Genomic DNA, 25,420 nt, shown 5'->3' on the forward strand with positions numbered 1-25,420 from the left:
TGCGCCTCGACGCGCTAATCTTATTTTTAACGACATATAAACTCCTTAAATAATTTTGTTTTCAATTCCTTAAGCTGGTTTACGACACACAGCCTCTATTTTATGGCCATCAAGGTCAATAACAAAAGCTCCATAATAATTGGGATGATAATGGGGTCTAAGACCTGGCTTACCATTATCTTGTGCTTTTGCTTTTATAGCTTCATTATAAAAATTATCAACCGCTTGTCTACTCTCAGCAATAAAAGCGATGTGAACACCAGATCCAACTGTTACCATGTTGCCTTGTTCACCTTCTCCTATCCAAAAAGCTGGCTGATCAGGTTTACCATAACCCGAGGCATTTGGAAAATTCATTAATCTTTCATATCCTAAAGTCTTTAAAACAACATCATAAAATTGTCTACTGCGTTCTATATCTTTAACACCAAGTGATATATGGTCCAACATTTTTAAGAATCTCCTATCTAGGTCTTTGTACTAAAGCAGAGAGACCGTGTCTTAGCAAGCCTTTTTGACCTAATTTACCAACTTGTTTCATCATTCGCTGCATATCATAATACTGTTTCAATAATTTATTAACATCATGTACCGAAGTACCAGAACCCTTTGCTATTCTTTGTTTTCTAGATGCTTTAATAATATCAGGCATTTTTCGTTCTTTTTTGGTCATCGATGTAATAATTGCGTGTTGGCGTAGAATTTGTTTTTCATCAATTTTGGCTTTTGCATCATTTAATTGTTTTTGAATTTTACCCATACCCGGCAACATGGCCATAACGCTACCCATTCCACCCATTTTCTGTAATGTTTTAAGCTGTTTTGCCATATCATCTAGAGTAAATTGGCCCTTTTGCATTTTGCGGGCTAATTCTTCAGCCTCTTCTTGTTCAATATTTTGAGATGCTTTTTCAACAAGACTTACAATATCACCCATACCTAAAATTCGATTCGCTATACGGGAAGGATGAAAATCTTCTAAAGCATCCAGTTTTTCGCCTATACCCAAAAGCTTAATAGGACATCCGGTTACTTCACGCATGGACAATGCTGCCCCCCCACGTCCATCACCATCGATTCTCGTAAGTACAATACCTGTAACACCTAAACTTTCTTGAAAGCTTGTTGCAATATTAACGGCATCTTGACCCGTCATCGAATCGCTAACCAACAATGTTTCTATTGGATTTACATAATTTTTAATTTCTTTAATTTCATCCATCAAAGATTGATCGATATGAAGGCGACCTGCTGAATCGAGAATAAGCAAATCATATCCTTCTGTTTTTGCTGTATGAAAAGCACGTTTAGTAATAGCTAAAGGTTGTTCATTTGGGACTATAGGAAGTGTAGCTAAAGATGCTTGTTCTCCAAGAACTTCTAATTGATGCTGGGCTCCTGGACGTTGTGTGTCCAAGGAAGCTAATAAAACTTTTTTATTATGTTGATTCTTAAACCTATATCCAATTTTTGCACTAGTTGTTGTTTTACCTGATCCCTGTAATCCAACCATCAAAAAGACCAAAGGAGCTGGTGCATTAAGATTAAGCACTTGATGATCTGACCCCAACATTTCAACCAATTGGTCATAAACAATTTTAACCACCATTTGGGCAGGCGTAATACTTTTTAAAACAACCTCTCCAACGGCCTTTTCACGTACCTTATGTATAAAGTTTTTAACAACAGACAAAGCAACATCGGCTTCTAAAAGAGCAATTCTAATTTCTCTTAATGCAGCATCAACATCATTTTCACTTAAAAGACCACGTTTAGTTAACTGATCAAAAACTTTACTAAGTCGGGTTGAAAGATTAGAAAACATCCTATAAAAACCTATTCATTATAAATTATTAACGCAATATTACGATTATAAAAATCACCATTAGTCATTTTAATATTAGTATATTATGTGCTAACACATACATAATACAAATCATTGATAATTTATATTATTTTCAAATTGTTATAGTTTTATTATTTAATAGTACATAAAATATATAGACAATATTAAAAAAACATATCTAATCTTACAAAATTTAATCAATAGATTTATTACCTTAGTGAAAGGATTATCCAATGTCTTTTGAACTGCCTAAATTGCCTTATAGTGAATCCGCTCTAGAACCTTATATTTCTGCAGAAACTATAAGTTTTCATTACGGTAAACACCATGCAACTTATGTAACGAATACCAATAATCTTATTAAAGATACACCTCTAGCTTCAAAAACCTTAGAAGAAATTATTAAAACCACAGCACAAAATCAAAGCCAACGTGGTATTTTTAATAATGCAGCGCAAATTTGGAATCATACATTTTTTTGGAATAGCATGAAACCTAAAGGTGGGGGGAAACCTTCATTAGATCTTAGTAAAAAAATTGATCAGGCCTTTGGCTCTTATGATCAATTTTGTACTCTTTTTAAACAAGCTGCAACAACCCAATTTGGTAGCGGTTGGGCATGGTTAGTCCAAGATGGGGATACCCTTAAAATTACCCAAACCAGCAATGCTGATCTGCCTTTAATTCATAGACAAAAACCCTTGTTAACTTTAGATGTTTGGGAACATGCCTATTATATTGATTATCGCAACAAACGTCCTGATTTTATTCAGGCTTTTCTTGATCATCTTTTAAATTGGGATTTCGTCGAAGAAAATCTATCCAAAAAATAATTTAACATTCTATAGATTTTTACGAATAAACATTCTAATCTTTTATTAGATGAAATACATTTTATTTACAAAAGATTAGAATGAATTTGTATGTTTAAATATTCTTTTCTCAATCTTATCCGTCAATCTTTTAAAAAGCACAAAGATTGGCCCCAAGCTTGGCGTAAACCAGATCCAAAAAAATCTTATGACGTTATTATTATTGGTGCCGGGGGTCATGGTCTTGCGACAGCCTATTATCTTGCCAAAGAACATAATATTCATAATATAGCCGTTCTTGAAAGATCATGGTTGGGATCAGGTAATACAGCCCGTAATACAACTATAATAAGATCAAATTATCTCTTGAATGAAAGTTCTGATTTATATGAGTTTTCATTAAAGTTATGGAAAAAATTGGGATCTGAACTTAATTATAATATTATGTTTAGCCCCCGAGGATTGTTAACCTTAGCCCATAGCGAACATGATCTTTATCAATTAAAAAGACGGGTTTATGCTTTAAATTTAAAAAATATTGATTCAGACATTTTAGATATTGATCAAATTAAAAAACTTTGTCCCATTTTAAACTTCAGTCCATATTTACGTTATCCAATTTTAGGTGCTTCTTTTCAAAAACGTGCAGGTATTGCAAGACACGATGCAGTGGCTTGGGGGTTTGCACGTGCTTGTAGCAATTACGGCATAGATATTATTGAAAATTGTGAGGTCAAAGGTTTAAAAATTATTAATAATCAAATAAATGGTGTTGAAACCACACGTGGGTTTATAGAAACAAAAAAAGTTGGTTGCGTTGTAGCAGGCCATACAAGTATCTTGGCAGAAATGGCTGGCTTAAAATTACCTATATCCAGCATAGCTTTACAAGCTATGGTATCTGAACCTGTTAAACCCATTCTTGATCCAATTGTTATGTCGAATGCCATTCATGTTTACGTAAGCCAATCTGCTAAAGGTGAATTGGTTTTAGGGGCTGGGGTTGATGGATACAATTCTTATGGACAACGCGGTAGTGCCCATATTACAGAAAAAACCATTAACGCTTTAACTGAACTTTTTCCCACATTTGGTCGCCTAAAAATGATGCGACAATGGGCTGGCATTGTTGATGTATGCCCAGATGCCAGTCCCATTATTGGCCAAACACCAATCAAAGGTTTTTATATTAATGGGGGATGGGGTACAGGTGGATTTAAAGCCACACCAGGATCCGGGTGGATCTTTGCGTATACCATTGCCCAAGACCAACCCCATAAATTAAATGAAGCTTTTTCTCTTGAGCGTTTTCGATCAGGATACTTAATTGATGAACATGGGGCTGCGGGTGTTGCTCATTAATCTTAATATAAGGATAATAATTAAATGATGCTTATTCCTTGCCCTTATTGTAAAGAGCGCGATGAAAATGAATTTATGTATGGAGGAGATGCACATAAGATAAGACCCCACGATCCGGATAAACTTTCGGATCAAGAATGGACAGACTATCTTTATATGAAAAACAATCCCAAAGATTTTTTTGTTGAACAATGGTTTCACAAAAAAGGATGCAAATTATGGTTTAAAATAGTACGTCATACGGTTACACACGAAATTTTGGGATCCTATCCAATTCATGAAAAGATTTTGGATCTGAATCATGAATGACGCCCTATCCATAAATTCAAAAACTTCTCAATCCCAGTCTTTTCGCATAGTAACAGGGGGTATGATTGATCGTGAAACAATGTATCAATTTACATTCAATAATAAAAAATTTACAGGATATAAAGGTGATACATTAGCCTCTGCCCTTCTTGCCCATGGGCATAATTTTATTGGCCGCAGTTTTAAATATCATAGACCAAGAGGTATTATGACTGCAGGATCCGAAGAACCTAATGCTCTTGTTCAATTAAATGATGGGGCCTATACAGAACCCAATGTTAAAGCAACACAAGCTGAATTATATGATGGATTAAAAGCAACAAGTCAGAATTGTTGGCCTAACCTTCATTTTGATTTGGGACGTATCAATGATTATTTAAGTTCCATTTTACCTGCAGGATTTTATTATAAAACATTTATGTCACCCCCTAATGGATGGCATTTTTATGAACATATTATTCGACATTTTGGTGGACTTGGTAAAGCACCACGTGAAATCGATCCAGATTGTTATGATAAAACTTATACCCATTGTGACATTTTAATTATTGGGGCTGGCGCTGCGGGATTAGCAGCTGCTTTTGCCGCATCTCAAACAAACGCTCATATTATCGTTATTGATGAACAACCAGAATGTGGTGGTTCTTTATTAACCAGTAACTCACTTATTAATGATCAACCAGCTCATAATTGGTGTCACAATATATTAGAACAACTTTATCAAAAACCGAACGTTAGAATTTTAACTCGGAGTACCGCATTTGGATGTTATGATCATAATTATGTCCTAGCAACAGAACGTTTAACAGATCATCTTCCTCTTCACAATCGTACAGGCCCAAGACAACGTTTATGGCGTATCCGAGCAAAAAAAATTATTTTAGCAACTGGTGCAATTGAACGACCACTGATTTTTAACAATAATGATAGACCTGGTATTATGATGGCAAATTCAGCTCTTATTTATTTGAAAAAATATGGCGTTCAACCAGGTAAAAATACAATTTTATATACCAATAATGATTTCATTTATTCTGTTGCAGCAACTTTATTAAAAAATCAAATTCCTATTAAAGCCATTATTGATACAAGATCGAATATCAATCACGATAAATTAGACCCTATTATAACAAAAAATGTTAACGTATTAACCAATCATTATATTGAAACAACAGAAGGTTCTTATCAATTATCGTCTGTAACAGTGCAGGATTTTAGTTCCTCAAAAAAAAGAGAATTCGCATGTGATAAGCTTTTACTTTCCGGGGGATGGAATCCTAATACCCATTTATTTGCCCAAGCTCAAGGCACCCTATCCTATAATGAAGATATAGAAGGTTTTATTCCCAACAATAATAAAAAAGATTTTATATGCGTTGGCGCATGTAATGGTCTTCAATCTTTTCAAGAATGTATAATTGATGGATTGAATCAAGGATTAAAATTAACTGAACAATTTGCTTCATCTAGTTCAGAGTCCGTAAAAAGGTCAATGAATATATTTATTATTGATTACGATTTTCCCTATATAAATTCTCTTGATAAAAAATCAACAAATATATTAAAAGAAGAAAAAAGTTTTGTTGATTTTCAACATGATGTAACCTTTAAAGATATTAAATTAGCTTTACAGGAAGGGTATCAGGCACCTGAACATTTAAAGCGATATACAACATTAGGTATGGGAACAGATCAAGGAAAACTTTCTAACATTAATGGATTAAAAATTCTTGCCACCCATCATAAAAAAACTTTAAATAGTTTTGTTCCTACAACCTCTAGGCCACCTTATGTACCTATTACAATGGGTATATTTACCGGCAGTGATACCGGTCCCTTATTCGAACCAATTAAAGAGACCCCACTTCATAATATCCATAAAATTTTAAATACAAAATTTATGATTACTGGTCAATGGGTACGTCCCCAATATTATCCGAGATTAAATGAAAAATTTGAACAAACTCTTAAAAGAGAAGTGTTTGCCGCACGAAAACATGTTGCAATTTATGATGCTTCAAGCCTTGGCAAAATTGAAATACAAGGACCCGATGCTTTAAAATTTTTGAATATGATGTATCCAACTTCTTTTGATAATTTAATACCTTCTAAATGCCGTTATAGTGTTTTGTTAAAGGAAGAAGGAATAGTTTTTGATGACGGTATCATAAGCTGCATGGCCAAAGATCACTATTATATCACAACAACAACCAATAATGCTGATGCCGTAACAAGTTGGTTTGAATATTGGTTACAGAAAGAATGGGCAACCTGGAAAGTTTTTTGTACAAACGTTACAGAACAATGGGCAGCTATAGTAATATGTGGACCACACGCACGCCATGTATTAGAAAATCTTGTACCTGATTTCAATTATGATAATCATGATTTTCCTTATATGAGTTTTAAAATAGGACATATTGCAGGTATAGAATGTCGAATATTTAGAGTTAGCTTTACAGGGGAATTAAGTTATGAAATCAATGTACCAGCAAGCTATGCAAGTTATATTTGGAATATGTTGATGACTGCAGGTCTTGCCTATAATATTACACCGTTAGGTCTTGAAGCCTTACATATTTTACGAGCAGAAAAAGGTTATATTGCAATTGGCCATGAAGCAGATGGGAGCACAACATTAAAAGATTTGGGAATGTCGTGGTTAATAAGTAAAAACAAAAAGGATTTTATTGGTAAAAGATCCTTAGCACTATCAAATTTTACTAGGACAGATCGCCCCCAATTAGTTGGGTTATTCATCAACAAAGATTATAATCTAAATTATGACGGGGCACCTATTACTGAAACAAAAAAATCATCATCTATGGTTGGATATGTAACATCAAGTTATTTTAGTCCAACATTAAACCAATCAATTGCTTTAGCTTTAATCAATGCTGGACAAGATAAAATAAATCAAACTGTCTTTATTAAATTACCTACCAAGAGTATTAAAGCCAAAATTGTTTCACCTAAATTTTTTGATCCTGAAGGAACACACCTTAATGGATAGTTTTTCTTTACGTTTGTCTGTTTTAAAAGATATGCGTTTGACTAATTCAAAAGAAAAAAGTGATTTTTTTCAATTTAAAGAAAAAGCTTTATATGGACAAATTACCGTAAGAGCAGATGCACAAAACAAAGAATATACAAACAAAATAAGGAAATTGTTAAATATAGAAACCTTACCTTTACAAGTCAATGATACCAGAATCACCTCTTCATTAAAAATTTTTTGTTTAAAACCAAATGAATGGCTTATTACAACTCTACCTAATCATGAAAAAAAGTTGATGGCTGATTTATTAGATAATTTTATAGGATTGCATGCCTATGCTATCAATGTTACTGAACAAAAGACTATAATAAATCTTCAAGGTACAAAAATTATAGATATATTAAATAAAGGAACATCTATAAATTTTCATCCCGATTATTTCCAACCAAATACATGTAAACAAACCAGTTTCAACCAAATAAATATTTTATTATATCGATATCAAGATCTTCAAGAATTTGATCTTTATATTGAACGAAGTTGTGCCAAATATTTTTGGCTATGGTTTGAAACTCAACAAAAATATTATTAAATAATTTTAAATTGATTCTTGTGAAAGCAAGTTTTCTATTGGACTTTATGTTTGTTTAAATATGTCTGTTTTGTTCTTTTTAATAAAAATACTTGTCACCTTTTTCTACAAAATAGAAAAATTATATTGTTCTTTCTGTGAAAGCATCCTAATTTTTATCATGTTCTTAACACTTGGGAGAATTCCATAATGAAACAATTTTTAGGATTTATTTCTATTTTATTTATATCCTTAACCTTTCAAGCTAGAGCCGAAGGTTTTAATCCTGCTATCATTTTTGATATGGGTGGAAAATTTGATAAGGCTTTCAATGAAGCTGCGTATAACGGTGCTGAAAAATTTAAAAAAGAAACAGGTATTTCATATAAAGAGTTTGAAATTACAAATGAATCTCAGCGCGAACAAGCTTTAAGAACTTTAGCTAAGCGAGGCGCCAATATAATTGTTATAGCAGGTTTTGCTGCAAAATCCCCTCTTGAAAAAGTAGCTAAGGAATTTCCAAAAGTAAAGTTTACCTTAATTGATGCAGAACTTGACATGCCTAATGTTCAATCAATTATCTTTAAAGAACATGAAGGTTCATTTCTTGTGGGTGCCCTAGCTGCTATGACAAGTAAAACAAACAAAATTGGTTTTGTAGGTGGCATGGATATTCCTTTAATTCGTAACTTTGCTTGCGGCTATACTCAGGGGGCAAAATATGCCAATTCTAAAACTGAGGTTATGGAAAATATGGTTGGTACAACAAGTGCAGCTTGGAATGACCCACCCCGTGGTGCAGAACTTGCAAAAAGTCAGTTTGATCGAGGTGCAGATATTGTTTATGCAGCAGCTGGTGCAACAGGTCTTGGTGTTTATCAAGCCGCTAATGATAGCAAAAAATTTGCAATTGGCGTTGATCAAAACCAAAACTATCTCCACCCCGGTACTATGTTAACCTCTATGATTAAACACGTAGATGTAGCAACATATAATGCTTTTATATCTGCCCAAAAAAATGAATGGAAACCAGGTATTTATGTTTTAGGGTTAAAAGAAAATGGGGTTGATTGGGCGTTAGATGAATATAATAAAAATCTTATTTCCAAAGAAACTGAAGAAAAAATTAATCAGATACGTCAGGATATTATCAACGGTAAAATTTCAGTTGTTGATTATAATAAATCAAATAATTGTCCCGTTCGTTAATTTCTCGTAAGTGTAATTTTAAATGAGAAAATAATTTGAACGATAGTACATCCCGTCACTTTTTAACAAATAATGTACAAATGGAAGATAATGAGTCTAAAAAAATAGAATCATTATCTTCGCCCGCTATTGAATTAATTGATATTAATAAACGTTTTGGGCAATTATATGCCAATTATAATATTAATCTTGCCATAAAATCTGGAACAATCCATGGAATTGTTGGCGAAAATGGGGCAGGCAAATCAACCCTGATGAATATTCTCTATGGGTATTACCAAGCCGATAGTGGAATAATTAAAATTGATGGAAAAGTAACAAATCTTCATAATTCTCACGCTGCTATTCAAGCAGGTATTGGTATGGTCCATCAGCATTTTATGCTTGTGGATGAATTTACTGTGCTTGAAAATATCATTCTAGGAAATGAAAAGAGATTTTCTCTTAGATCAGTTTATAAAAAAACAACAAAAATTTTATCTGATCTTATGCACCAATATCAAATGCCCGTTCCTCTAGATGCTTATGTTGGGGATTTATCCCTTGGATTACAACAAAGAGTAGAAATTCTAAAAGCCATTTATCGAGGTGCCAATATCCTTATTTTAGATGAACCAACAAGTGTTCTAACACCTCAAGAAACAAACAATTTTTTTACTATTTTAAAAAATCTTAAAGAACAAGGAAAAACAATTTTATTCATAACACATAAGCTTCGTGAAATTATGGAAATTACAGACAATGTTACAGTAATGCGTAAAGGCGAAATTATTGATACATTAATCACAAATACGACAACTGAAACAAAACTTGCTAAACTTATGGTTGGCCGTGACGTAGAATTTAAATCAAAAACTAAGAATATTCCTTCATCTGAAATTCTTTTATCTGTTAAAAATTTGTGTTTAAAAGATCCATCAAAAAGATTGCTTCTTGATCATATTAATTTTACTGTAAAAAGAAGAGAAATCTTAGGTATCGCGGGTATAGCTGGAAATGGCCAAACAGAACTTTTAGAAGTTTTAGCTGGTATGCGTTATAAACATAAAAGTGGGGATATAATTTTTCGTGGTAAAAATATTATAGATAATTCCCATGAACATCCTGCTCATACAAGAAGATATTTAGGTATCGGTCATATACCAGAAAATCGTAGTAAGGTAGGATTAATTGGTAATTTTAAAGCTTGGGAATCATCTATTCTTGGATACCAGGATGATCCTTTTATCAATGGGGCATATTTTCTTTATTCCAAAGTTGCAATTGATCGTTTTAAAAGACAAATCGCCAAATATAATATTTGGCCCTCCGAACCTTTTCTAAAAACATCAGTATTTTCAGGCGGCAATCAGCAAAAAATTTTATTAGCAAGGGAATTAGGAAGACATCCCGAACTTTTATTAGTAGGGCATCCCACACGCGGGGTTGATATCGGTTCAAGTGAGTTCATTTATCAACAATTATTTGAACTACGTGATAGTGATAAAAGCGTTATCGTTGTTTCAGCTGATCTTGATGAATTATTTTTTTTAGCTGATCGTATTATTGTTATGTTAGAAGGCAAGATTGTAGGCGAAAGTTATGTACAAGATACAAATAAAGAAAAAATTGGTTGTTTAATGGCAGGTATTAAGGAAAATAAATAATGCTTCGACGTAAAATTGATTTACCCTTATGGGTTGATTATATTCTTTTACCTTTACTTAATCTTATTGTTGCTCTTTTTCTTTCTTGTATTATTGCTTTTATTGCTGGTGCAGATCCCATCGATACACTTCAAGCAATTTTTTTAGGTGCATTTGGTGACGGTGAATCTATTGGATATACTTTTTATTATACAACAAATTTCATTTTTACTGGATTAGCAGTATCGATTGCTTTTCATGCTGGACTTTTTAATATAGGTGCCGAAGGTCAAGCTCTTATGGGGGGATTAGGCGTTGCCCTAATTTGTTTATATTTTGACAGTTGGTCGCTTTTTTTTGTTTTACCTTTCGCTATTATTGCAGCTGGGCTATTAGGTGGATTATGGGCTTTTATTCCTGGTTTTTTACAAGCCAAACGGGGAAGTCACATTGTCATTACCACAATTATGTTTAATTTTATTGCCCAATCTCTTATGGTCTATCTACTTGTTGATATTTTAAGAGAACCTAATCAACAGAACCCACAAAGTTCTGCATTTAATGAAGCACTTTATTTACCTTTTATTCATGATTGGCTATCAATCTTTCACATTAATATAGATCATTCCCCTCTTAATCTTTCTTTTCTGATTGCGCTTTTATGTTGTTTGTTTTTATGGATATTTATATGGCATACTAGATGGGGATATGAATTCCGTGTCGTTGGACAAAACCACCAGGCAGCAAGTTATGCTGGGATTTCAAGTGAAAGAACAATTATATGGGCCATGGTAATTTCCGGTGGTTTGGCGGGATTAGTTGGAATTAATGAAATTATGGGTGTGCACCACAGATTAATACTTGGGTTCACAGGTGGTGCTGGATATGTTGGAATTGCTGTTGCTTTAATGGGAAGAAACCATCCGTTAGGTATTATTATTGCAGCTATTCTTTTTGGCGCTCTTTATCAAGGGGGCTCTGTTTTAGCTTTTGATATACCAATTCTAAATAAAGATATTATTATTGTCATTCAAGGATTGATTGTTTTATTTTGTGGGGCACTTGAAAACATATTTAAACCAGCAATGAATAGGCTATTTAATTTTGACAGAACATCTGCTCATAAGAGCAAAACAGCAAGGTTTTAAATCCCATGGCAGATATTAATTATTTTGGTTCTATCTTACTTTTACTGGATTCAACTGTACGCTTTTCTATACCCCTTATGCTAGCAGCACTTGCAGGTATGTTTGCAGAAAGATCAGGTGTTATTGATATTGGGTTAGAGGGCAAAATGTTAGCTGCTGCTTTTGTTGCAGCTTCACTTTCAGCAGTTACTCATAATGTTTGGATTGGCCTTTTAGGTGGAATTAGCATTTCTATTCTTCTATCACTTATTCATGCTTATGCTTGTGTAAGTTTCAATGGTAATCAAATTGTATCAGGTGTTGCCTTAAATATTCTTGTCGCAGGATTAGCCCCAACTTTAAGTAATGCATGGTTTGGTCTTGCAGGACAAACCCCTCAATTATCTGGAGATGCAAGATTTTCCCATGTGATTTTTCCATCGCTTGAATCAATTGGACAAATCCCCATAATTGGCGCTATTTATGCGGTTCTTGTTAATGATCATTATCCTCTTACTTATATAACTTTTTTAAGCATTCCTTTAATTTGGTGGCTTCTTTTTCATACAAGTTTTGGGTTACAATTACGAGCTGCGGGTGAAAACCCTCATGCTTTAGATTCATCAGGAATTTCTGTCACTAAAATACGATATCAAGCCATGATTATTTGCGGCATCTTATGTGGTATGGCAGGCGCATATTTATCAACAGCCCAAAGTTCTGCTTTTGTAAGAGATATGACAGCTGGTAAAGGATATCTGGCTTTAGCTGCCTTAATTTTTGGTCGCTGGAATCCTTTTGCAACTGTAGCTGCGTGTTTGATTTTTGCCTTTGCCGATGCGCTACAAATCAGATTACAAGGATTTGACATACCTGGTCTTGGGCCTATACCTGTACAACTTATTCAAATATTACCTTATGTATTGACTATTCTTGTTTTAGCAGGTTTTGTGGGTAAAGCTATACCACCTAAAGCTAGTGGAATACCTTTTGTCAAAGATAGATAAAAATTCCATTGATGAGCTTATTATTCGTGCTAAAGAAGCGCGAGAGAGAGCTTATGCACCTTATTCTAAATTTAAGGTTGGTGCCGCTTTACGTACCATAGGTGAAAAAATCTATTGGGGCTGTAATGTTGAAAATATTGCTTATCCCCAAGGTCAATGTGCTGAAGCAAGCGCATTAAGTCACATGATTAGCCATGGGGAGAGAAAAATAAAAGATATCGTTATTTTAGCAGATGGAAGTGAAATTTGCACACCTTGTGGAGGGTGCAGGCAAAAACTTGCTGAATTTGCTGATACTAAAACAATGGTTCACTTATGCAAACCCCAAGGTATTATAAAATCTATTTATTTACATAAACTTTTACCTTTATCCTTTAAATTTAAATCCGCATCCTTAACACAAGATATTAATTATCAACTTATATCTTTAATTGATTTAACAAGCCTTGGTAATAACGATACCCCACAAACCATTCATAATTTGTATAAAAAGGGTCAAACTCTTTATGGTCCTGTTGCCGCCTTGTGTATCGATCCTAAATTTATCAAATTAGCTAAAAGATATGTTGTTGATCAACCTATGCGTTTAGCAACAGTAGCAAATTTTCCCTTAGGTACCGACCCATTTAAAAAAATCATTACCCAAGTTCAACAAAGTTTAAAAGATGGTGCTGAAGAAATTGATCTTGTCTTTCCTTATAAGTTTTACTTAGAAAATAAAAATAACAAAAAAAGTATTTTACATTTAATTCAAATAATAAAAAACCTATGCGGACCTGCACGCACTCTTAAAATCATTTTAGAAACAGGGGTTCTAAAACAAAAAAAACTAATTGAAGAGATTGCACAATTATCCATTGAAGGTGGGACAAATTTCTTAAAAACATCGACAGGCAAAATTGGACCAGGGGCAACTTTACCAGCTGTTAAAATTTTATTAGATATTATCTATACCAATCAGCATCAAATTCAACACCCTATAGGATTAAAAATTTCTGGTGGTATTCGTAATAAAAACCAAGCCTTAGAATTTATTCATCTTATTACACAAAAAATGGGGGAGGATTGGATTCATCCTGCAAATTTACGCATAGGGGCCAGTTCACTTCTTGATAATTTATTAGAAAATAAAAAAACGTCTTTACAATCATTTTATTAAATTTATCCATGGTATCATCTTCTTTTTTTCCCCAAGAAATCATTCGTCATAAACGTGATGGGCAAACTCTCACATCAGATGAAATTAGCTTTATGATTGAAGGATTAGTTTCAGGCAATGTTACAGAAAGTCAAATATCAGCTTTGGCAATGGCTATCTTTTTTCAAGATATGCATTTTGATGAAATTGCTTTTTTAACAAATTGTATGGCGAAATCTGGATATGTTGAAAAATGGGATTTATCGGGCCCTGTTTTAGATAAACATTCAACAGGTGGGGTTGGTGATAAAGTTAGTCTTGCCCTTGCTCCTATGATTGCAGCTTGTGGTGGGTATGTCCCTATGATATCTGGACGTAGCCTTGGCCACACTGGGGGAACATTAGATAAGTTAGAAAGTATTCCAGGATATAACACAAAACCTAATCGTGATCTTTTACATAAAATTGTAAAGAAAGTTGGATGTGCTATTATTGGTCAAACCGATGATTTAGCCCCTGCTGATAAAAAATTTTATAGTATTCGGGATATCACAGCTACTGTTGAAACTATTCCTCTTTTAACCTCTTCTATTCTTTCAAAAAAAATTGCGGCTGGATTAGAAGGGTTGGTTATGGACATAAAATTTGGGAATGGTGCTTTTTTAACTGATCTTTCCCAAAGTATTAAACTTAGAGAAACAATTATTAAGGTTGCTCATAAAGCTGGATTACCAACCCGTGCTCTTTTAACCAATATGAACCAGGTTTTAGGTTCTAATGCTGGAAATAGTTTAGAAGTTTTGGAAATCCTTAACTATTTGTCTGGCGCATATCAAGAACCGAGATTACATGAAGTTACATTAAGATTGGGTATTGAAATGCTTCTTCTAGGACAATTGGCACAAGAACCTAATGACGCCCGAAGAAAACTTGAAGAGGTTTTAAAGAATGGTCAAGCCTTGGAAAAATTTTCGGCTATGATAGTTGAATTAGGTGGGCCAAAAGATTTTGTTGAACGACCCTTACATTATTTAGGTCAATCACCTGTTATCCATCCTGTTTACAGTCTAGCAAATGGGTATATTACCCATATTCATACAAGAGAAATTGGTCTAGCCATTATGAAACTTGGGGGTGGTAGAAAAAACCCTCAAGATAAAATAAACCATCGCGTTGGATTTAGTAATATGTTGGGATTAGGAGCTAAAATAGATACACAAACGCCTCTTGCTCTTATTCATGGCGAAACATTATCTTCAGCTCTTGATGTTGAAAAAGAATTACTTAAAGCTTATGTCATTAGTAATGAACCTATACCTGTTGACCCTTTAATTATTGATCAATTTGAATAATATGACGCGTGCTTTTTTAATGGTTATGGATTCTTTTGGTATTGGTACTTGCGAAGATTCAAAAGAATTTGGTGATGAAGGTGCCAATACATTAGGACATATTGCTCGAGCCTATCATCAATCTCTTGGATCTTCTGAAGACTATCAATTCCTTCCTGTACTTGAAGCTTATGGTTTAGGATTAGTAGCTCAAAATGCAACAGGAATTTTACCTCAAGGCTTTATTAAAAATCCACAAATTTACGGGGCTTATGGCTACGCCCAAGAAATAAGTTTAGGAAAAGATACGCCAAGTGGTCATTGGGAAATGGCGGGGTTACCTGTTATGACTAAATGGGGATATTTTCCAAATCCACAAAAAAGCTTTCCAGATACCCTTATTCATAAAATTATCAGTCAAGGTAATTTGTCTGGCATTCTTGGTAATTGCCATGCATCAGGTACCACAATTATTGAAGAATTAGGCCTAGAGCATATTAGAACAAAAAAACCAATTATTTATACGTCGGCAGATAGCGTTTTACAAATTGCAGCGCATGAAGATTTTTTTGGATTAAATCGTCTTTATGATCTATGTAGTCTTGTTCGAAAAATTGTTGATCAATATAATATAGGCCGGGTTATTGCAAGACCTTTTATTGGAACTGAAGGTCATTTTCAAAGAACAGGTAACAGGCGCGATTATACAACACCCCCTTACAAACCTACCTTATTAGATAAATTAACGGAACACGGGCATCAAGTTATTGGTATTGGTAAAATTTCTGATATTTTTGCACACCGTGGTGTATCAAAAAAAATAAAAGCGGATGGCAATGATAATCTTTTTCTTGCAACACAAACAATGCAAGCTGAAGCTCCAGATAGGAGTTTAATTTTTACAAATTTTGTTGATTTTGACACACTCTATGGACATAGACGGGATCCTATAGGATATGCACATGCTTTAAAAAAATTTGATATTCATCTAAAAAAATTCATTCAAAAAATGGAACCTGATGATTTAGCAATTATAACAGCAGATCACGGATGTGATCCTACTTTTAGAGGAAGTGATCATACCAGAGAATACTTACCTATTTTAATTTTTGGCCCTAAAGTAAAAGCTATTAATATTGGTAAAAGGCAAAGCCTAGCTGATATTGGCCAAACTTTAGCAAGCTTTTTTAAAATTGAGCCTTTAGAATTTGGTCGTTGCTTCTTTAAAGAAATAATAACTTAAATAAAGATTATATTAATTGTTGTATCTTGACTGAACTTAATAATTAGTCCCATATTTCATAAATAGTTAAAAGGTCTAAATGATGAATGACTTACCTATTCATGACGCTTATAAAGAAACTTTAAGAACAAGTTTACATATAATTAAAGATTGTCCTACTATTTTATTTTTAGGTTTGTGGGCCAGTTTTTTTTATTTCATTTATCTTTGTTTCTTATCTTATCCTTTTGATCAAATTACTATTGAAACTAATAATAATATTAGCACTCTTATTTTTGGATCAATTTTAAATTTATTTCTCTTGGCACCTTTTAATGTTGCAGTCCATCGATGGATTTTTGGGAATGAATACCCAACCCATAATTTTTTTCATCTTTTTTATAGAAGTCTTGAATTACGTTATTTTATAGCAATTTTAGTAACAAGTTTATTATTATTTACAGGATCATCCGCTTTATTATGGGCATTTTCAAATCTTATTGGTATTTCATCTTTAATTCATAAATCAATATTTTCTTTAAGTGTTGTTGCTATTTTTTTAGGCTCCATTTATTGCAATTTTGTTTTTTGGCTTCTTCTAACATCAATCGCTATTGAAAAAAAAGATATCTTTAATTTTAGGACAACCTTTAAATTAATAAAACCGTTATTTTGGCGCATTTTATTAGTACTTATTTTACTGATTACAACACTTTTATTCCTGGTCTTTGTTTTAGCTTTTATAATATCTTCTTTTATTTCTATTCTTCATATTAATTCTGATAGTTCAACTTTAATTCTGAATTTTACAGAAATAGTTTTTACTTCATTTATTCCTGTATTACTTATGTTGATCTATACCGTATATTATACTAAACTGTATCAATTTATTTTTATGTCTGCTAAATCTAATGAGCCAGAATTATAAAACTTTATTTGACGTGTTCTAAGGAAATTTTAATGGAAACTCCTATCAAAATTCCAATTACTGAAGCTTACCTAACTACTTTTAGACATAGTTTGGACCTTATTAAAATTGGGAAACCTTTTGTTCCAGCTGCCCTTTTATTATTTATAACTTCTTTCCTTGCCCGAGGATTATGGCTTTTTTTTGCCGAGCAGTTTATAACGTCTAGTTATAGTTTTTTTAATTTTACTATAATTTTTCCTTCTATTCTCATAATTTTTGCAGCTGCACCTTTGGCTGTAGCTATCCATCGTTGGATTTTACTTTCTGAACAACCTGATCTTAATGTCTTTAAATCATTTTTTCAAAAAAATGAAAAAGAATATGCATTATTAATGTTGGTTTTTATTCTTATACCTGATCTTATATCAAAATTTATTTTTTTCCTTTTTGGCACAAATTTAACATCAGGGTTATTTTCGCTGATTATATATATTGGATTTTTTTATATAGGTTTGCGCATTTGTCTTTTATTCCCAATTATCGCGATAGATAGTTTTTCTAGGGAAAAATTAACTTATTCTTTTATCCAAACAAAAAATATTATCGTACCAATTTTTGTCACATGTTTTTTATTAGGTATAACCTTTATTATTGTTATGGCAGGTACTGTAGGTATTTTAACATTTATTGGAAGTTTAACTTTTGGGTTGCCAGGAATTGATATATTATCTCTTTTTATAAGTTCTGCTTTTTTACCCTTTATAGTTATTATTTCATCGGTTTATTTATCGCTGTTGTACCAATTTCTTCATGATTAATTATTTAAATCTTCATCTTCAAACAATAACCCAGTAAATGGTTTTGAGTTTTTAGTTTCTAATTTTCCGTCAATAAAATGAAGAATTAATTTTTCTTTTTGCTTAGCTTTGTTAACCGAAGTAATTGTTTGGCCTTGTGTATCTGTTACAAAAACAAATCCCCGTTTTAATATTGTTTTAATAGAAAGATTATCTAATAATCTTGCATTTTGCTGAAGATCATGCTGTTTTTCAAAAAAATAATTGTTAATTGAGTATGATGAAAAATCTGCCAAAATTTTTTCACTTTTTAATTTTATCTGTTTGATATAAAAAAATAAACTTTGCTTAAATAAGCTTTCAACTGCTTTATATTGAGTTAATAAAGATGAAATTCGTCCATAAGGATTTTTTAAAACATTACCTGCCCCCAGTAATGTTTGTTTTTTTAATCTCATAAAACTTTCAGACCAATAAGTGATACGTTCAATTAATCCATCCAGTTTTTGACTTTTTTCTTCTATCAATCGACTAGGATTATTTAAAATTGAGGTCATATTCATTAAAGCAAACTGTTTCAATTCAAGGAATTTAGATAAAACAGGCCATAATCTTTGATTTAACTCTTCTAAATGAAACAAAAAATTTGCTCGTACAGGTACCGCCATTTCAGCAGCAGCAGTAGGTGTAGGTGCACGTAAATCAGCAGCATAATCAATTAAGGTTGTATCTGTTTCATGCCCAATAGCCGAAATAATTGGGATAGAACTTTCAACAACAGCACGTATAATTATTTCTTCATTAAAAGCCCACAAATCTTCTAAACTACCACCTCCTCGCGCTATAATAACTAGATCAGGACGTAAGGATTCTATCCTGTTAAATCCCTTAATTGCAGCTGCAATTTGTTCTGCAGCTTGAGGACCCTGAACCAAAACAGGCCATACCAAAACATGACAGGGAAAGCGATCCGTTAAACGATGTAAAATATCTTTAATTACTGCACCCGTAAGCGATGTAATAACACCAATAATCTTAGGCATAGCAGGCAATGGCTTTTTTCGAGCCCGATCAAATAATCCTTCGGCCAGAAATTGTGCTTTTCTTTGTTCTAAAAGTTTTAATAAAGCACCCTGCCCAGCAATTTCTAAACTTTCAATCACAAGCTGATATTTTGAGCGTCCTGCATAATTTGTAATTCTGCCTGTTGCAATAACCTCAAGCCCATCTTCAGGTAATATAGTTAATTTATTAACTGTTGTCCGCCAACAAACAGCATCAAGAATTGATTCATTATCTTTCAAAGCCAAATAAATATGCCCCGAAGATCCAGCTTTTTTATATCCAGAAATTTCTCCTCGAACACGAATATAAGCAAAATTACCTTCTAACGTTTCTTTAATTGCTCGACTAATTTCAGAAACACTATATTCAAAAAGATTATGGTCAGATAAAATATTATTCATAGATAATTAATTTACTAATTGATAATTAGAGTATGATACAAAATATTATGAATTAAATACCTAATTTTCAAAAGAGAAAAAAATGAATATTTTAATTATTGGTAATGGTGCAAGAGAACATGCTTTATGTTGGTCTGTTAAATCATCCCCTTTATGTCATAAACTTTATTGTTGTCCCGGTAATGCGGGCATAAGTAAAATTGCCGAATGTATTGCTATTGATCCATTGGACAATAATAAAATTATTGATTTTGTTCAAACCAACCAAATTAATTTTGTTATTATTGGACCTGAGGCTCCCCTAATTAATGGGATTGTTAATCAATTAGAAAAAATAGGGGTTAAAACTTTTGGCCCCACCGCAGAAGCCGCGATTCTTGAAGGGTCAAAAGTTTTTACAAAAAATTTCTGTCTGAAATATAATATTCCTACGGCTGCTTATAAAAGTTTTACGGATCCCATTAAAGCTAAAGAATTTATAACACAAATAAATTTACCTTGTGTTATTAAGGCAGATGGGCTTGCTGGTGGAAAAGGTGTTATTATTGCATCTACCTTAGATGAAGCGAATAAATCTATTGATTTAATGTTACACACAAAGGCATTTGGTCAAGCAGGATCCACAATTATTATTGAAGAATATCTTGAAGGTGAAGAAATTAGTTTTTTTGCCCTTAGTGATGGGACTACAGGAAAATTTCTAGCTTGTGCCCAAGATCATAAACGTATCGGAGAGAATGATACAGGTTTAAATACAGGGGGCATGGGTGCCTATACCCCTGTACCTTTTATCAAAGAACAAGATATTTTTACTATTATGCAATCTATTATTGAACCCACCATTAAAGGCATGGGGTATGAAAATAAACCCTTTAAAGGTGTGCTTTTTGCAGGATTAATGATGACTAAAAATGGTCCAAAATTACTTGAATATAATGTTCGTTTTGGTGATCCAGAATGTCAAGTTATATGTATGCTTCTTAAATCAGATTTGCTTGAATTATTATATGCAACTTTAGACCGAACATTAAAAAATAAAAAAATAGATTGGCATCCAGGTTATGCCATTGATGTTATTATGGCTAGTCAAGGTTACCCGCAAACTTATAAAAGTGGTACCAAAGTAATAGGATTAGAAAACATAGAAACGAATAATACAAAAATATTTCATTATCTTACATCTTTTGATCAACATAAAAATTTAACAATTAATTCTGGTCGGGGACTTGCAATTACAAGTAAAGAATTAAGTTTAAAAAAAGCACGTGATTTAACCTATGCAACTATCAAAAAAATTAATTGGCCTGAAGGATATTATCGCCGTGATATTGCGGAGCGTGTTTTAGAGAAAAATATTTTTGATTCTGAGCAAAAAAGCTAGAGTATAAATTACAAATTCTAAGATCTAATTAATGGATTTATACCTCTAATATTTTCTTCATTAGATAAAAAATCTGAATTTAAATGTTCACCAGCAAACCCATCTATAGGGGGCGGTAAAGTTTTTACATCAATTGTCTTATCTTTAAAAATAAGTTTATCGATCTCAACTCCCGTGAAATTTTTACAGCCGAGCCAGCAATAGGTTTTTTTCCATATCGATACAAAATCATGATAGATAAAATGTTCGTCAGGAATAATTTGTCGTTGAATATTAAAATATGTTGAATCAAAAAAACTGAGATCAACTGTATTAACCCCTAAATTTCCTTCAAATAGATCATATGTATCAATAGTTGGATCATCTAAAAAATCATTATTAGCATCATAATAATAATCATCATTTCCGCCAGATGTATAATCTGCGCCAGCAGCGCCATAAAAAACATTCTTTCCGGCACCACCATAAATTTTATCGTTACCTTCCCCACCGCTTAAAATGTCATTGCCATTACCACTTTCTATCGTGTCATCTCCCTTTTCTCCATAAAGGTAATTATTACCACCATCATCTTTAATAATATCATTCCCCATACCCCAAAAATTAGATCCTGGCCTTTACCACCATATATTATATCATTATCATTTTCCCCAAAAAGAATATCATTCCCATCATTACCTACTAACAAATCGTTTCCATCACCTCCATATAATATATCTCTCTGGCCACCACCAATAAGCCAATCATCACCATCAAACCCATAAAATTCATTTCTTCATCAATTTCCAATAAATACATCATTATCACCGCTACCTGTACCTGTTAGTTTATTAAAGGAAGAAAAACGATGGCGATTTTTTAAAGCAGAGTCATAATAGTTTTGGATTACAGTATTTTCTCTCTCATCTTTATTGTTTAAAGACATAAATCCTCCTACTTTCTAATTAGATAACATTGCCTTATTATTAAAAAATTTAATAACAATATAGATTCATTAAATAAATTAAGATATCAGAAAAAGTAAAGTTCAATTCTTTAGATATGATATTGCTCTAGTAAATAATAGTTAGAAGGAATCAGAAAGAAGTCATTTTCATCCAAATTTCGAAATATTTTGATAGTCTTTTTATAATCCATATTTTTCGTCATCAGGTTTAGTGTTAGAGACAGTTATTGATAATAAAATAAATATTACTTTTCCTTTTTATATAATAGGTAAATTCATATCATAAAAAATACCTATTGTCAAGGAGTGTAGTGATTTATTTTTTATTATTGTTTATAATATCAATAAATTAGCTATTTTTAACATCATAATTAATTTTTAAAATAGGCCTATTTTTATAATTTTTTTTTAAATTTACTGAAACTAATTTAAAGATCAAAATTTATTTTTTAAATGATATATTAAAAATTTAATTAGATTATTTCGACCACCTATTATTTATTTAGCTTTAAAAATTAGAATCAACAAACCAAATATAGATTTTTAATTAAATAGTCTTCCAACAAAAGATATACAAAATACATAAAAAAAGTTCCCTTTAGCGTTAATAAAGGGAACTTTTTACTGTTTATAAGTAATAAATTATTATTTATTACATTCTTTTGCTGTATATGGCCAAGAACAAACAGGATCCCCATCTTGTCCATAATATGCGAAAGAAGCTGTAGCTGATAATGCAGTAGCTGCAAATAATACGGCTAATAGTAATTTTTTCATTTTTCACCTCATTTTAAATTGTTATTATAATTTGTAATTTTATTACAAATAGTTCTTATATTTTGTTTTTATATTAAATAAAAATATTAGTCAATATAAAAAGTAATGTTTATAATGAAAATAATATTATAAATTATAATAAATTTTTATTTTATTATAACAATTATTAAATAATAGATATTTATATATGAAAATTAAGCAAATATTATCGGATTTATTAAATTTATTAATAAATCCGATAAATTTACTTGTTAAATGATGTTAGCAAAGAGGAATTGAATAAGCCTGATTATTATCGCTATTATTTAAAGCAAGAGGATTGGATTCAACCCCAAAACCGGCCATCGTATCTTTTAATAAAAGATCACATTCCCCTTTTTCTATAGGTAATTTACAAACAGGTTCTGGGTGTCGTTTAGAATAATCTTCTGCTAATAATGTTTTATCTTTAAAAATTACTTTTTCAACATTATTTGCATAAATGACTTTTGACGCAGTAATAGCCCAACCACCGGTTTTTATCGTTACATTATAATTTGAAATTTCCCCTATTCCAGAAACTCGTGCACTTTCGGTAAAATCCACTTGCCATAAATAAAATTGAGAGAAATCAAGAATATCATAATCATTTCCCCCATCAAATTTATCAATACTATCAACGGTTTTGTCAGAAAAATCCACACTAGCTGCATAATAATCATTACCATTATCACCATAATACTCATCATTTCCCGCACCTCCATAAAAATAATCATTACCTTCCTGCCCATACACCTTATCATTCCCAGCACCTGCATCTAAAGAATCATTTCCAGCGCCACCATTTAGTATGTCACGTCCTTCTGCGCCACTGAGATAATCATCACCATCCCCCGCTTCTATTGTATCATCACCACTTTCGCCAAATAATTGATCATTATCATCATCACCATAAATTGTATCATTGTCTGTACCACCATAAATTTCATCTTGACCACCAGCACCAATCAAAACATCTTCGCCAGCATTACCATTAATAGCATCGTTCCCTTGGCCACCTGATGCCCAATCATAACCATCGCCCGCACTAATATTATCATTACCATCTTCACCATAAAATTTATCATCACCCACACCACCATCTAAAAAATCATTATTATCACCACCATTTAAACTATCATTATCATTACCACCAAAAAGGGAATCAGTTCCATTACCACCTGATAAGGTATCTGTTCCATTTTGACCAAAGATCATATCATTTCCGTCATTACCAAATAGAAAATCATCCCCATCTTCGCCATTCAAAAAATCAAATTGGTTACCACCCAATAGAATATCATTACCACCAGCGCCTGATAAATTATTGCTTTCACCATCTTTACCAAAAATCATGTTGCTATTATCATCACCACTAGCAACCAGATCAAAGCTATTCAAACTATTGTGAAAATTAAGATTAAATTTATTTGTTATATTTTTCTTTGTTATCAAATTAAGCATTATATAATTTCCTTTATTATAAAAATATAATATAAAAAATTATATTTTATAAAATTATATATTTGTCAATATTTTATAACTAAATATTATATTAAATTGGAATGCTATATAAAAATAATTAATGTTAAAATTTTAACATTAATTATTTTGATAATTTGAAATCTTTTTATTGGGTAATTTAAAAATCTTGATGGCAAAATATTAATTATAATTATTTTATTTTTCTATTTAAGAATAAATCTCCATAGCTATTAAACCATGGAGATTATTTTCGATAACAGTTAAATAATTAATTACGTGCTTCTGGGGCCTCTGGTGCTTTATCTAATTCCTTGAACGTTTCTGCTCTTTTACCATCATGGTCAGCCATTACCCCATGCGTACCACCAAAATATGTACCATCAGGCAATTGCCCTACAGGTATATACTGATCACCATCTACGGTCGTTTTAGTTGGGCCATAAACTTTTTGACACGCTGTCATTCCTATAGAGGAAATTAATAAAACTGATAAAACAATAATTTTCTTAAGCATTAAAGTATCCTTTCAAATAGTAGTTAAATTTAATATGAATATTATCTTTTAAGAAAAAGATTAATAAATAGTTAATAAAAATTTATTTAAATAAAATAAACTTTTATTTATAATGAAAGTTAACTATGGCGCCATAGTTAAAAACAATTGACTTGTACAAAGCTATAATTAAAAAATGAAAATTATGATAAAACAAGCCAAAAACTTGATATAGGTATTTATTATAACACATAGATCCTTATGCGAAAAAATATGCCCATTCACATTGTCTATGATGATCGTGCACCAATAAATTAGAATCACTTGCTTAATTAAAAAAACGGGTGCGTTCACATACTCATATATCCGGCAATATTTTGGCAACAGGTCACAGCAACTACAAAACGTTATGCTAAACATCAACCAGAGTATTTACGTGGAGCTGCATGGGGTACTTTAAGAAATTCTGCGCCAGACATGCGCCAGTTAGATAGTACAATGAGAAGGGCACCTTATAAAAACACAAGCTAAATCAAGGTATTGAATGGTGGAGCCGATCGGGATCGAACCGACGGCCTCTTCATTGCGAA

Annotated in this window: 23 protein-coding genes; 15 read left to right on the forward strand and 8 right to left on the reverse strand. The window is 32.2% G+C overall.

The window, feature by feature from the left end; translation table 11 throughout:
* Positions 1-69: 69 nt before the first annotated feature.
* Both K1X44_05710 and ffh read right to left on the reverse strand, forming a co-directional pair.
* Complete coding sequence (locus K1X44_05710) at positions 70-450, reverse strand: VOC family protein (protein MBX7146787.1); 381 nt, start codon at positions 448-450, stop codon at positions 70-72.
* Positions 451-463: 13 nt separating this feature from the next.
* Positions 464-1,825 (reverse strand): signal recognition particle protein, encoded by a 1,362-nt coding sequence (gene ffh / locus K1X44_05715; protein MBX7146788.1) that lies wholly within the window; start codon positions 1,823-1,825, stop codon positions 464-466.
* A 254-nt stretch (positions 1,826-2,079) separates the two neighbouring features.
* Between ffh and K1X44_05720 the strand changes: the two genes are divergently transcribed.
* From K1X44_05720 to K1X44_05785, 14 genes are all read left to right on the forward strand, one after another.
* On the forward strand, positions 2,080-2,679 hold the full coding sequence (locus K1X44_05720) for a superoxide dismutase (protein MBX7146789.1): 600 nt from the start codon (positions 2,080-2,082) through the stop codon (positions 2,677-2,679).
* 90 nt (positions 2,680-2,769) lie between these two features.
* A complete protein-coding gene (locus K1X44_05725; GenBank protein MBX7146790.1) occupies positions 2,770-4,020 on the forward strand; it encodes a sarcosine oxidase subunit beta family protein in 1,251 nt (416 codons plus the stop codon).
* A gap of 24 nt (positions 4,021-4,044) precedes the next feature.
* Positions 4,045-4,329 (forward strand): sarcosine oxidase subunit delta, encoded by a 285-nt coding sequence (locus tag K1X44_05730; GenBank protein MBX7146791.1) that lies wholly within the window; start codon positions 4,045-4,047, stop codon positions 4,327-4,329.
* A complete protein-coding gene (locus K1X44_05735; protein ID MBX7146792.1) occupies positions 4,322-7,342 on the forward strand; it encodes a sarcosine oxidase subunit alpha family protein in 3,021 nt (1,006 codons plus the stop codon). Before K1X44_05730 ends, K1X44_05735 begins: the two co-directional genes overlap by 8 nt.
* Positions 7,335-7,919, forward strand: a complete 585-nt coding sequence (locus K1X44_05740) for a hypothetical protein (protein ID MBX7146793.1) — start codon at positions 7,335-7,337, stop codon at positions 7,917-7,919. Before K1X44_05735 ends, K1X44_05740 begins: the two co-directional genes overlap by 8 nt.
* Before the next feature lie 189 nt (positions 7,920-8,108).
* Positions 8,109-9,107, forward strand: coding sequence for a BMP family ABC transporter substrate-binding protein (locus K1X44_05745; protein MBX7146794.1), 999 nt, complete (start codon positions 8,109-8,111; stop codon positions 9,105-9,107).
* A gap of 80 nt (positions 9,108-9,187) precedes the next feature.
* On the forward strand, positions 9,188-10,753 hold the full coding sequence (locus K1X44_05750; protein MBX7146795.1) for an ABC transporter ATP-binding protein: 1,566 nt from the start codon (positions 9,188-9,190) through the stop codon (positions 10,751-10,753).
* Entirely contained in the window at positions 10,753-11,880 is a 1,128-nt protein-coding gene (locus K1X44_05755; GenBank protein MBX7146796.1) for an ABC transporter permease, read from the forward strand. The genes K1X44_05750 and K1X44_05755 overlap by 1 nt, the downstream gene beginning before the upstream one ends.
* A gap of 14 nt (positions 11,881-11,894) precedes the next feature.
* Entirely contained in the window at positions 11,895-12,866 is a 972-nt protein-coding gene (locus K1X44_05760) for an ABC transporter permease (protein ID MBX7146797.1), read from the forward strand.
* A complete protein-coding gene (deoC, locus tag K1X44_05765) occupies positions 12,850-14,025 on the forward strand; it encodes a deoxyribose-phosphate aldolase (GenBank protein ID MBX7146798.1) in 1,176 nt (391 codons plus the stop codon). Before K1X44_05760 ends, deoC begins: the two co-directional genes overlap by 17 nt.
* An 8-nt stretch (positions 14,026-14,033) precedes the next feature.
* The gene (gene deoA, locus K1X44_05770; GenBank protein ID MBX7146799.1) at positions 14,034-15,356 is read left to right on the forward strand and encodes a thymidine phosphorylase; all 1,323 of its coding nucleotides are present in this window, start codon (positions 14,034-14,036) and stop codon (positions 15,354-15,356) included.
* A gap of 1 nt (position 15,357) precedes the next feature.
* The gene (locus tag K1X44_05775) at positions 15,358-16,578 is read left to right on the forward strand and encodes a phosphopentomutase (protein ID MBX7146800.1); all 1,221 of its coding nucleotides are present in this window, start codon (positions 15,358-15,360) and stop codon (positions 16,576-16,578) included.
* Between the two features lie 79 nt (positions 16,579-16,657).
* Positions 16,658-17,485 (forward strand): hypothetical protein, encoded by an 828-nt coding sequence (locus K1X44_05780; GenBank protein MBX7146801.1) that lies wholly within the window; start codon positions 16,658-16,660, stop codon positions 17,483-17,485.
* A gap of 32 nt (positions 17,486-17,517) precedes the next feature.
* Entirely contained in the window at positions 17,518-18,285 is a 768-nt protein-coding gene (locus K1X44_05785) for a hypothetical protein (GenBank protein MBX7146802.1), read from the forward strand.
* On the opposite strand, the gene xseA is transcribed toward K1X44_05785, so the two are convergent.
* On the reverse strand, positions 18,282-19,730 hold the full coding sequence (gene xseA / locus K1X44_05790; protein MBX7146803.1) for an exodeoxyribonuclease VII large subunit: 1,449 nt from the start codon (positions 19,728-19,730) through the stop codon (positions 18,282-18,284). The genes K1X44_05785 and xseA overlap by 4 nt on opposite strands.
* 82 nt (positions 19,731-19,812) lie before the next feature.
* Between xseA and purD the strand changes: the two genes are divergently transcribed.
* Positions 19,813-21,111 carry a phosphoribosylamine--glycine ligase gene (gene purD / locus K1X44_05795; GenBank protein MBX7146804.1) on the forward strand — a complete coding sequence of 433 codons (1,299 nt, stop codon included), beginning with the start codon at positions 19,813-19,815 and terminating at the stop codon, positions 21,109-21,111.
* 17 nt (positions 21,112-21,128) lie between these two features.
* On the opposite strand, the gene K1X44_05800 is transcribed toward purD, so the two are convergent.
* The 5 genes from K1X44_05800 to K1X44_05820 all read right to left on the reverse strand — a co-directional run bounded on the left by K1X44_05800 (position 21,129) and on the right by K1X44_05820 (position 24,851).
* Positions 21,129-21,704, reverse strand: coding sequence for a hypothetical protein (locus tag K1X44_05800; GenBank protein MBX7146805.1), 576 nt, complete (start codon positions 21,702-21,704; stop codon positions 21,129-21,131).
* Positions 21,632-21,799 carry a hypothetical protein gene (locus tag K1X44_05805; GenBank protein MBX7146806.1) on the reverse strand — a complete coding sequence of 56 codons (168 nt, stop codon included), beginning with the start codon at positions 21,797-21,799 and terminating at the stop codon, positions 21,632-21,634. The genes K1X44_05800 and K1X44_05805 overlap by 73 nt, the downstream gene beginning before the upstream one ends.
* 90 nt (positions 21,800-21,889) lie before the next feature.
* Positions 21,890-22,036, reverse strand: coding sequence for a hypothetical protein (locus K1X44_05810; GenBank protein MBX7146807.1), 147 nt, complete (start codon positions 22,034-22,036; stop codon positions 21,890-21,892).
* Positions 22,037-23,095: 1,059 nt separating this feature from the next.
* Positions 23,096-24,316, reverse strand: a complete 1,221-nt coding sequence (locus K1X44_05815) for a hypothetical protein (protein MBX7146808.1) — start codon at positions 24,314-24,316, stop codon at positions 23,096-23,098.
* Positions 24,317-24,605: 289 nt separating this feature from the next.
* On the reverse strand, positions 24,606-24,851 hold the full coding sequence (locus K1X44_05820; GenBank protein ID MBX7146809.1) for a hypothetical protein: 246 nt from the start codon (positions 24,849-24,851) through the stop codon (positions 24,606-24,608).
* Positions 24,852-25,420 lie beyond the last annotated feature (569 nt).

The organism is Alphaproteobacteria bacterium, from assembly GCA_019695395.1.
Lineage (GTDB): Bacteria > Pseudomonadota > Alphaproteobacteria > JAEUKQ01 > JAIBAD01 > JAIBAD01.

Bases quoted from the DNA above. Each gene is read 5' to 3' on its own strand.
- K1X44_05710 (MBX7146787.1), bottom strand. From the start codon at position 450: ATGTTGGACCATATATCACTTGGTGTTAAAGATATAGAACGCAGTAGA.
- deoA (MBX7146799.1), top strand. From the start codon at position 14,034: ATGGTATCATCTTCTTTTTTTCCCCAAGAAATCATTCGTCATAAACGT.
- K1X44_05815 (MBX7146808.1), bottom strand. From the start codon at position 24,316: ATGCTTAATTTGATAACAAAGAAAAATATAACAAATAAATTTAATCTT.
- K1X44_05820 (MBX7146809.1), bottom strand. From the start codon at position 24,851: ATGCTTAAGAAAATTATTGTTTTATCAGTTTTATTAATTTCCTCTATA.
- K1X44_05750 (MBX7146795.1), top strand. From the start codon at position 9,188: ATGGAAGATAATGAGTCTAAAAAAATAGAATCATTATCTTCGCCCGCT.
- K1X44_05785 (MBX7146802.1), top strand. From the start codon at position 17,518: ATGGAAACTCCTATCAAAATTCCAATTACTGAAGCTTACCTAACTACT.
- xseA (MBX7146803.1), bottom strand. From the start codon at position 19,730: ATGAATAATATTTTATCTGACCATAATCTTTTTGAATATAGTGTTTCT.
- K1X44_05755 (MBX7146796.1), top strand. From the start codon at position 10,753: ATGCTTCGACGTAAAATTGATTTACCCTTATGGGTTGATTATATTCTT.
- K1X44_05730 (MBX7146791.1), top strand. From the start codon at position 4,045: ATGATGCTTATTCCTTGCCCTTATTGTAAAGAGCGCGATGAAAATGAA.
- K1X44_05780 (MBX7146801.1), top strand. From the start codon at position 16,658: ATGATGAATGACTTACCTATTCATGACGCTTATAAAGAAACTTTAAGA.
- purD (MBX7146804.1), top strand. From the start codon at position 19,813: ATGAATATTTTAATTATTGGTAATGGTGCAAGAGAACATGCTTTATGT.
- K1X44_05725 (MBX7146790.1), top strand. From the start codon at position 2,770: ATGTTTAAATATTCTTTTCTCAATCTTATCCGTCAATCTTTTAAAAAG.
- ffh (MBX7146788.1), bottom strand. From the start codon at position 1,825: ATGTTTTCTAATCTTTCAACCCGACTTAGTAAAGTTTTTGATCAGTTA.
- K1X44_05810 (MBX7146807.1), bottom strand. From the start codon at position 22,036: ATGTCTTTAAACAATAAAGATGAGAGAGAAAATACTGTAATCCAAAAC.
- K1X44_05735 (MBX7146792.1), top strand. From the start codon at position 4,322: ATGAATGACGCCCTATCCATAAATTCAAAAACTTCTCAATCCCAGTCT.
- K1X44_05775 (MBX7146800.1), top strand. From the start codon at position 15,358: ATGACGCGTGCTTTTTTAATGGTTATGGATTCTTTTGGTATTGGTACT.
- K1X44_05800 (MBX7146805.1), bottom strand. From the start codon at position 21,704: ATGGGGAATGATATTATTAAAGATGATGGTGGTAATAATTACCTTTAT.
- K1X44_05740 (MBX7146793.1), top strand. From the start codon at position 7,335: ATGGATAGTTTTTCTTTACGTTTGTCTGTTTTAAAAGATATGCGTTTG.
- K1X44_05720 (MBX7146789.1), top strand. From the start codon at position 2,080: ATGTCTTTTGAACTGCCTAAATTGCCTTATAGTGAATCCGCTCTAGAA.
- K1X44_05745 (MBX7146794.1), top strand. From the start codon at position 8,109: ATGAAACAATTTTTAGGATTTATTTCTATTTTATTTATATCCTTAACC.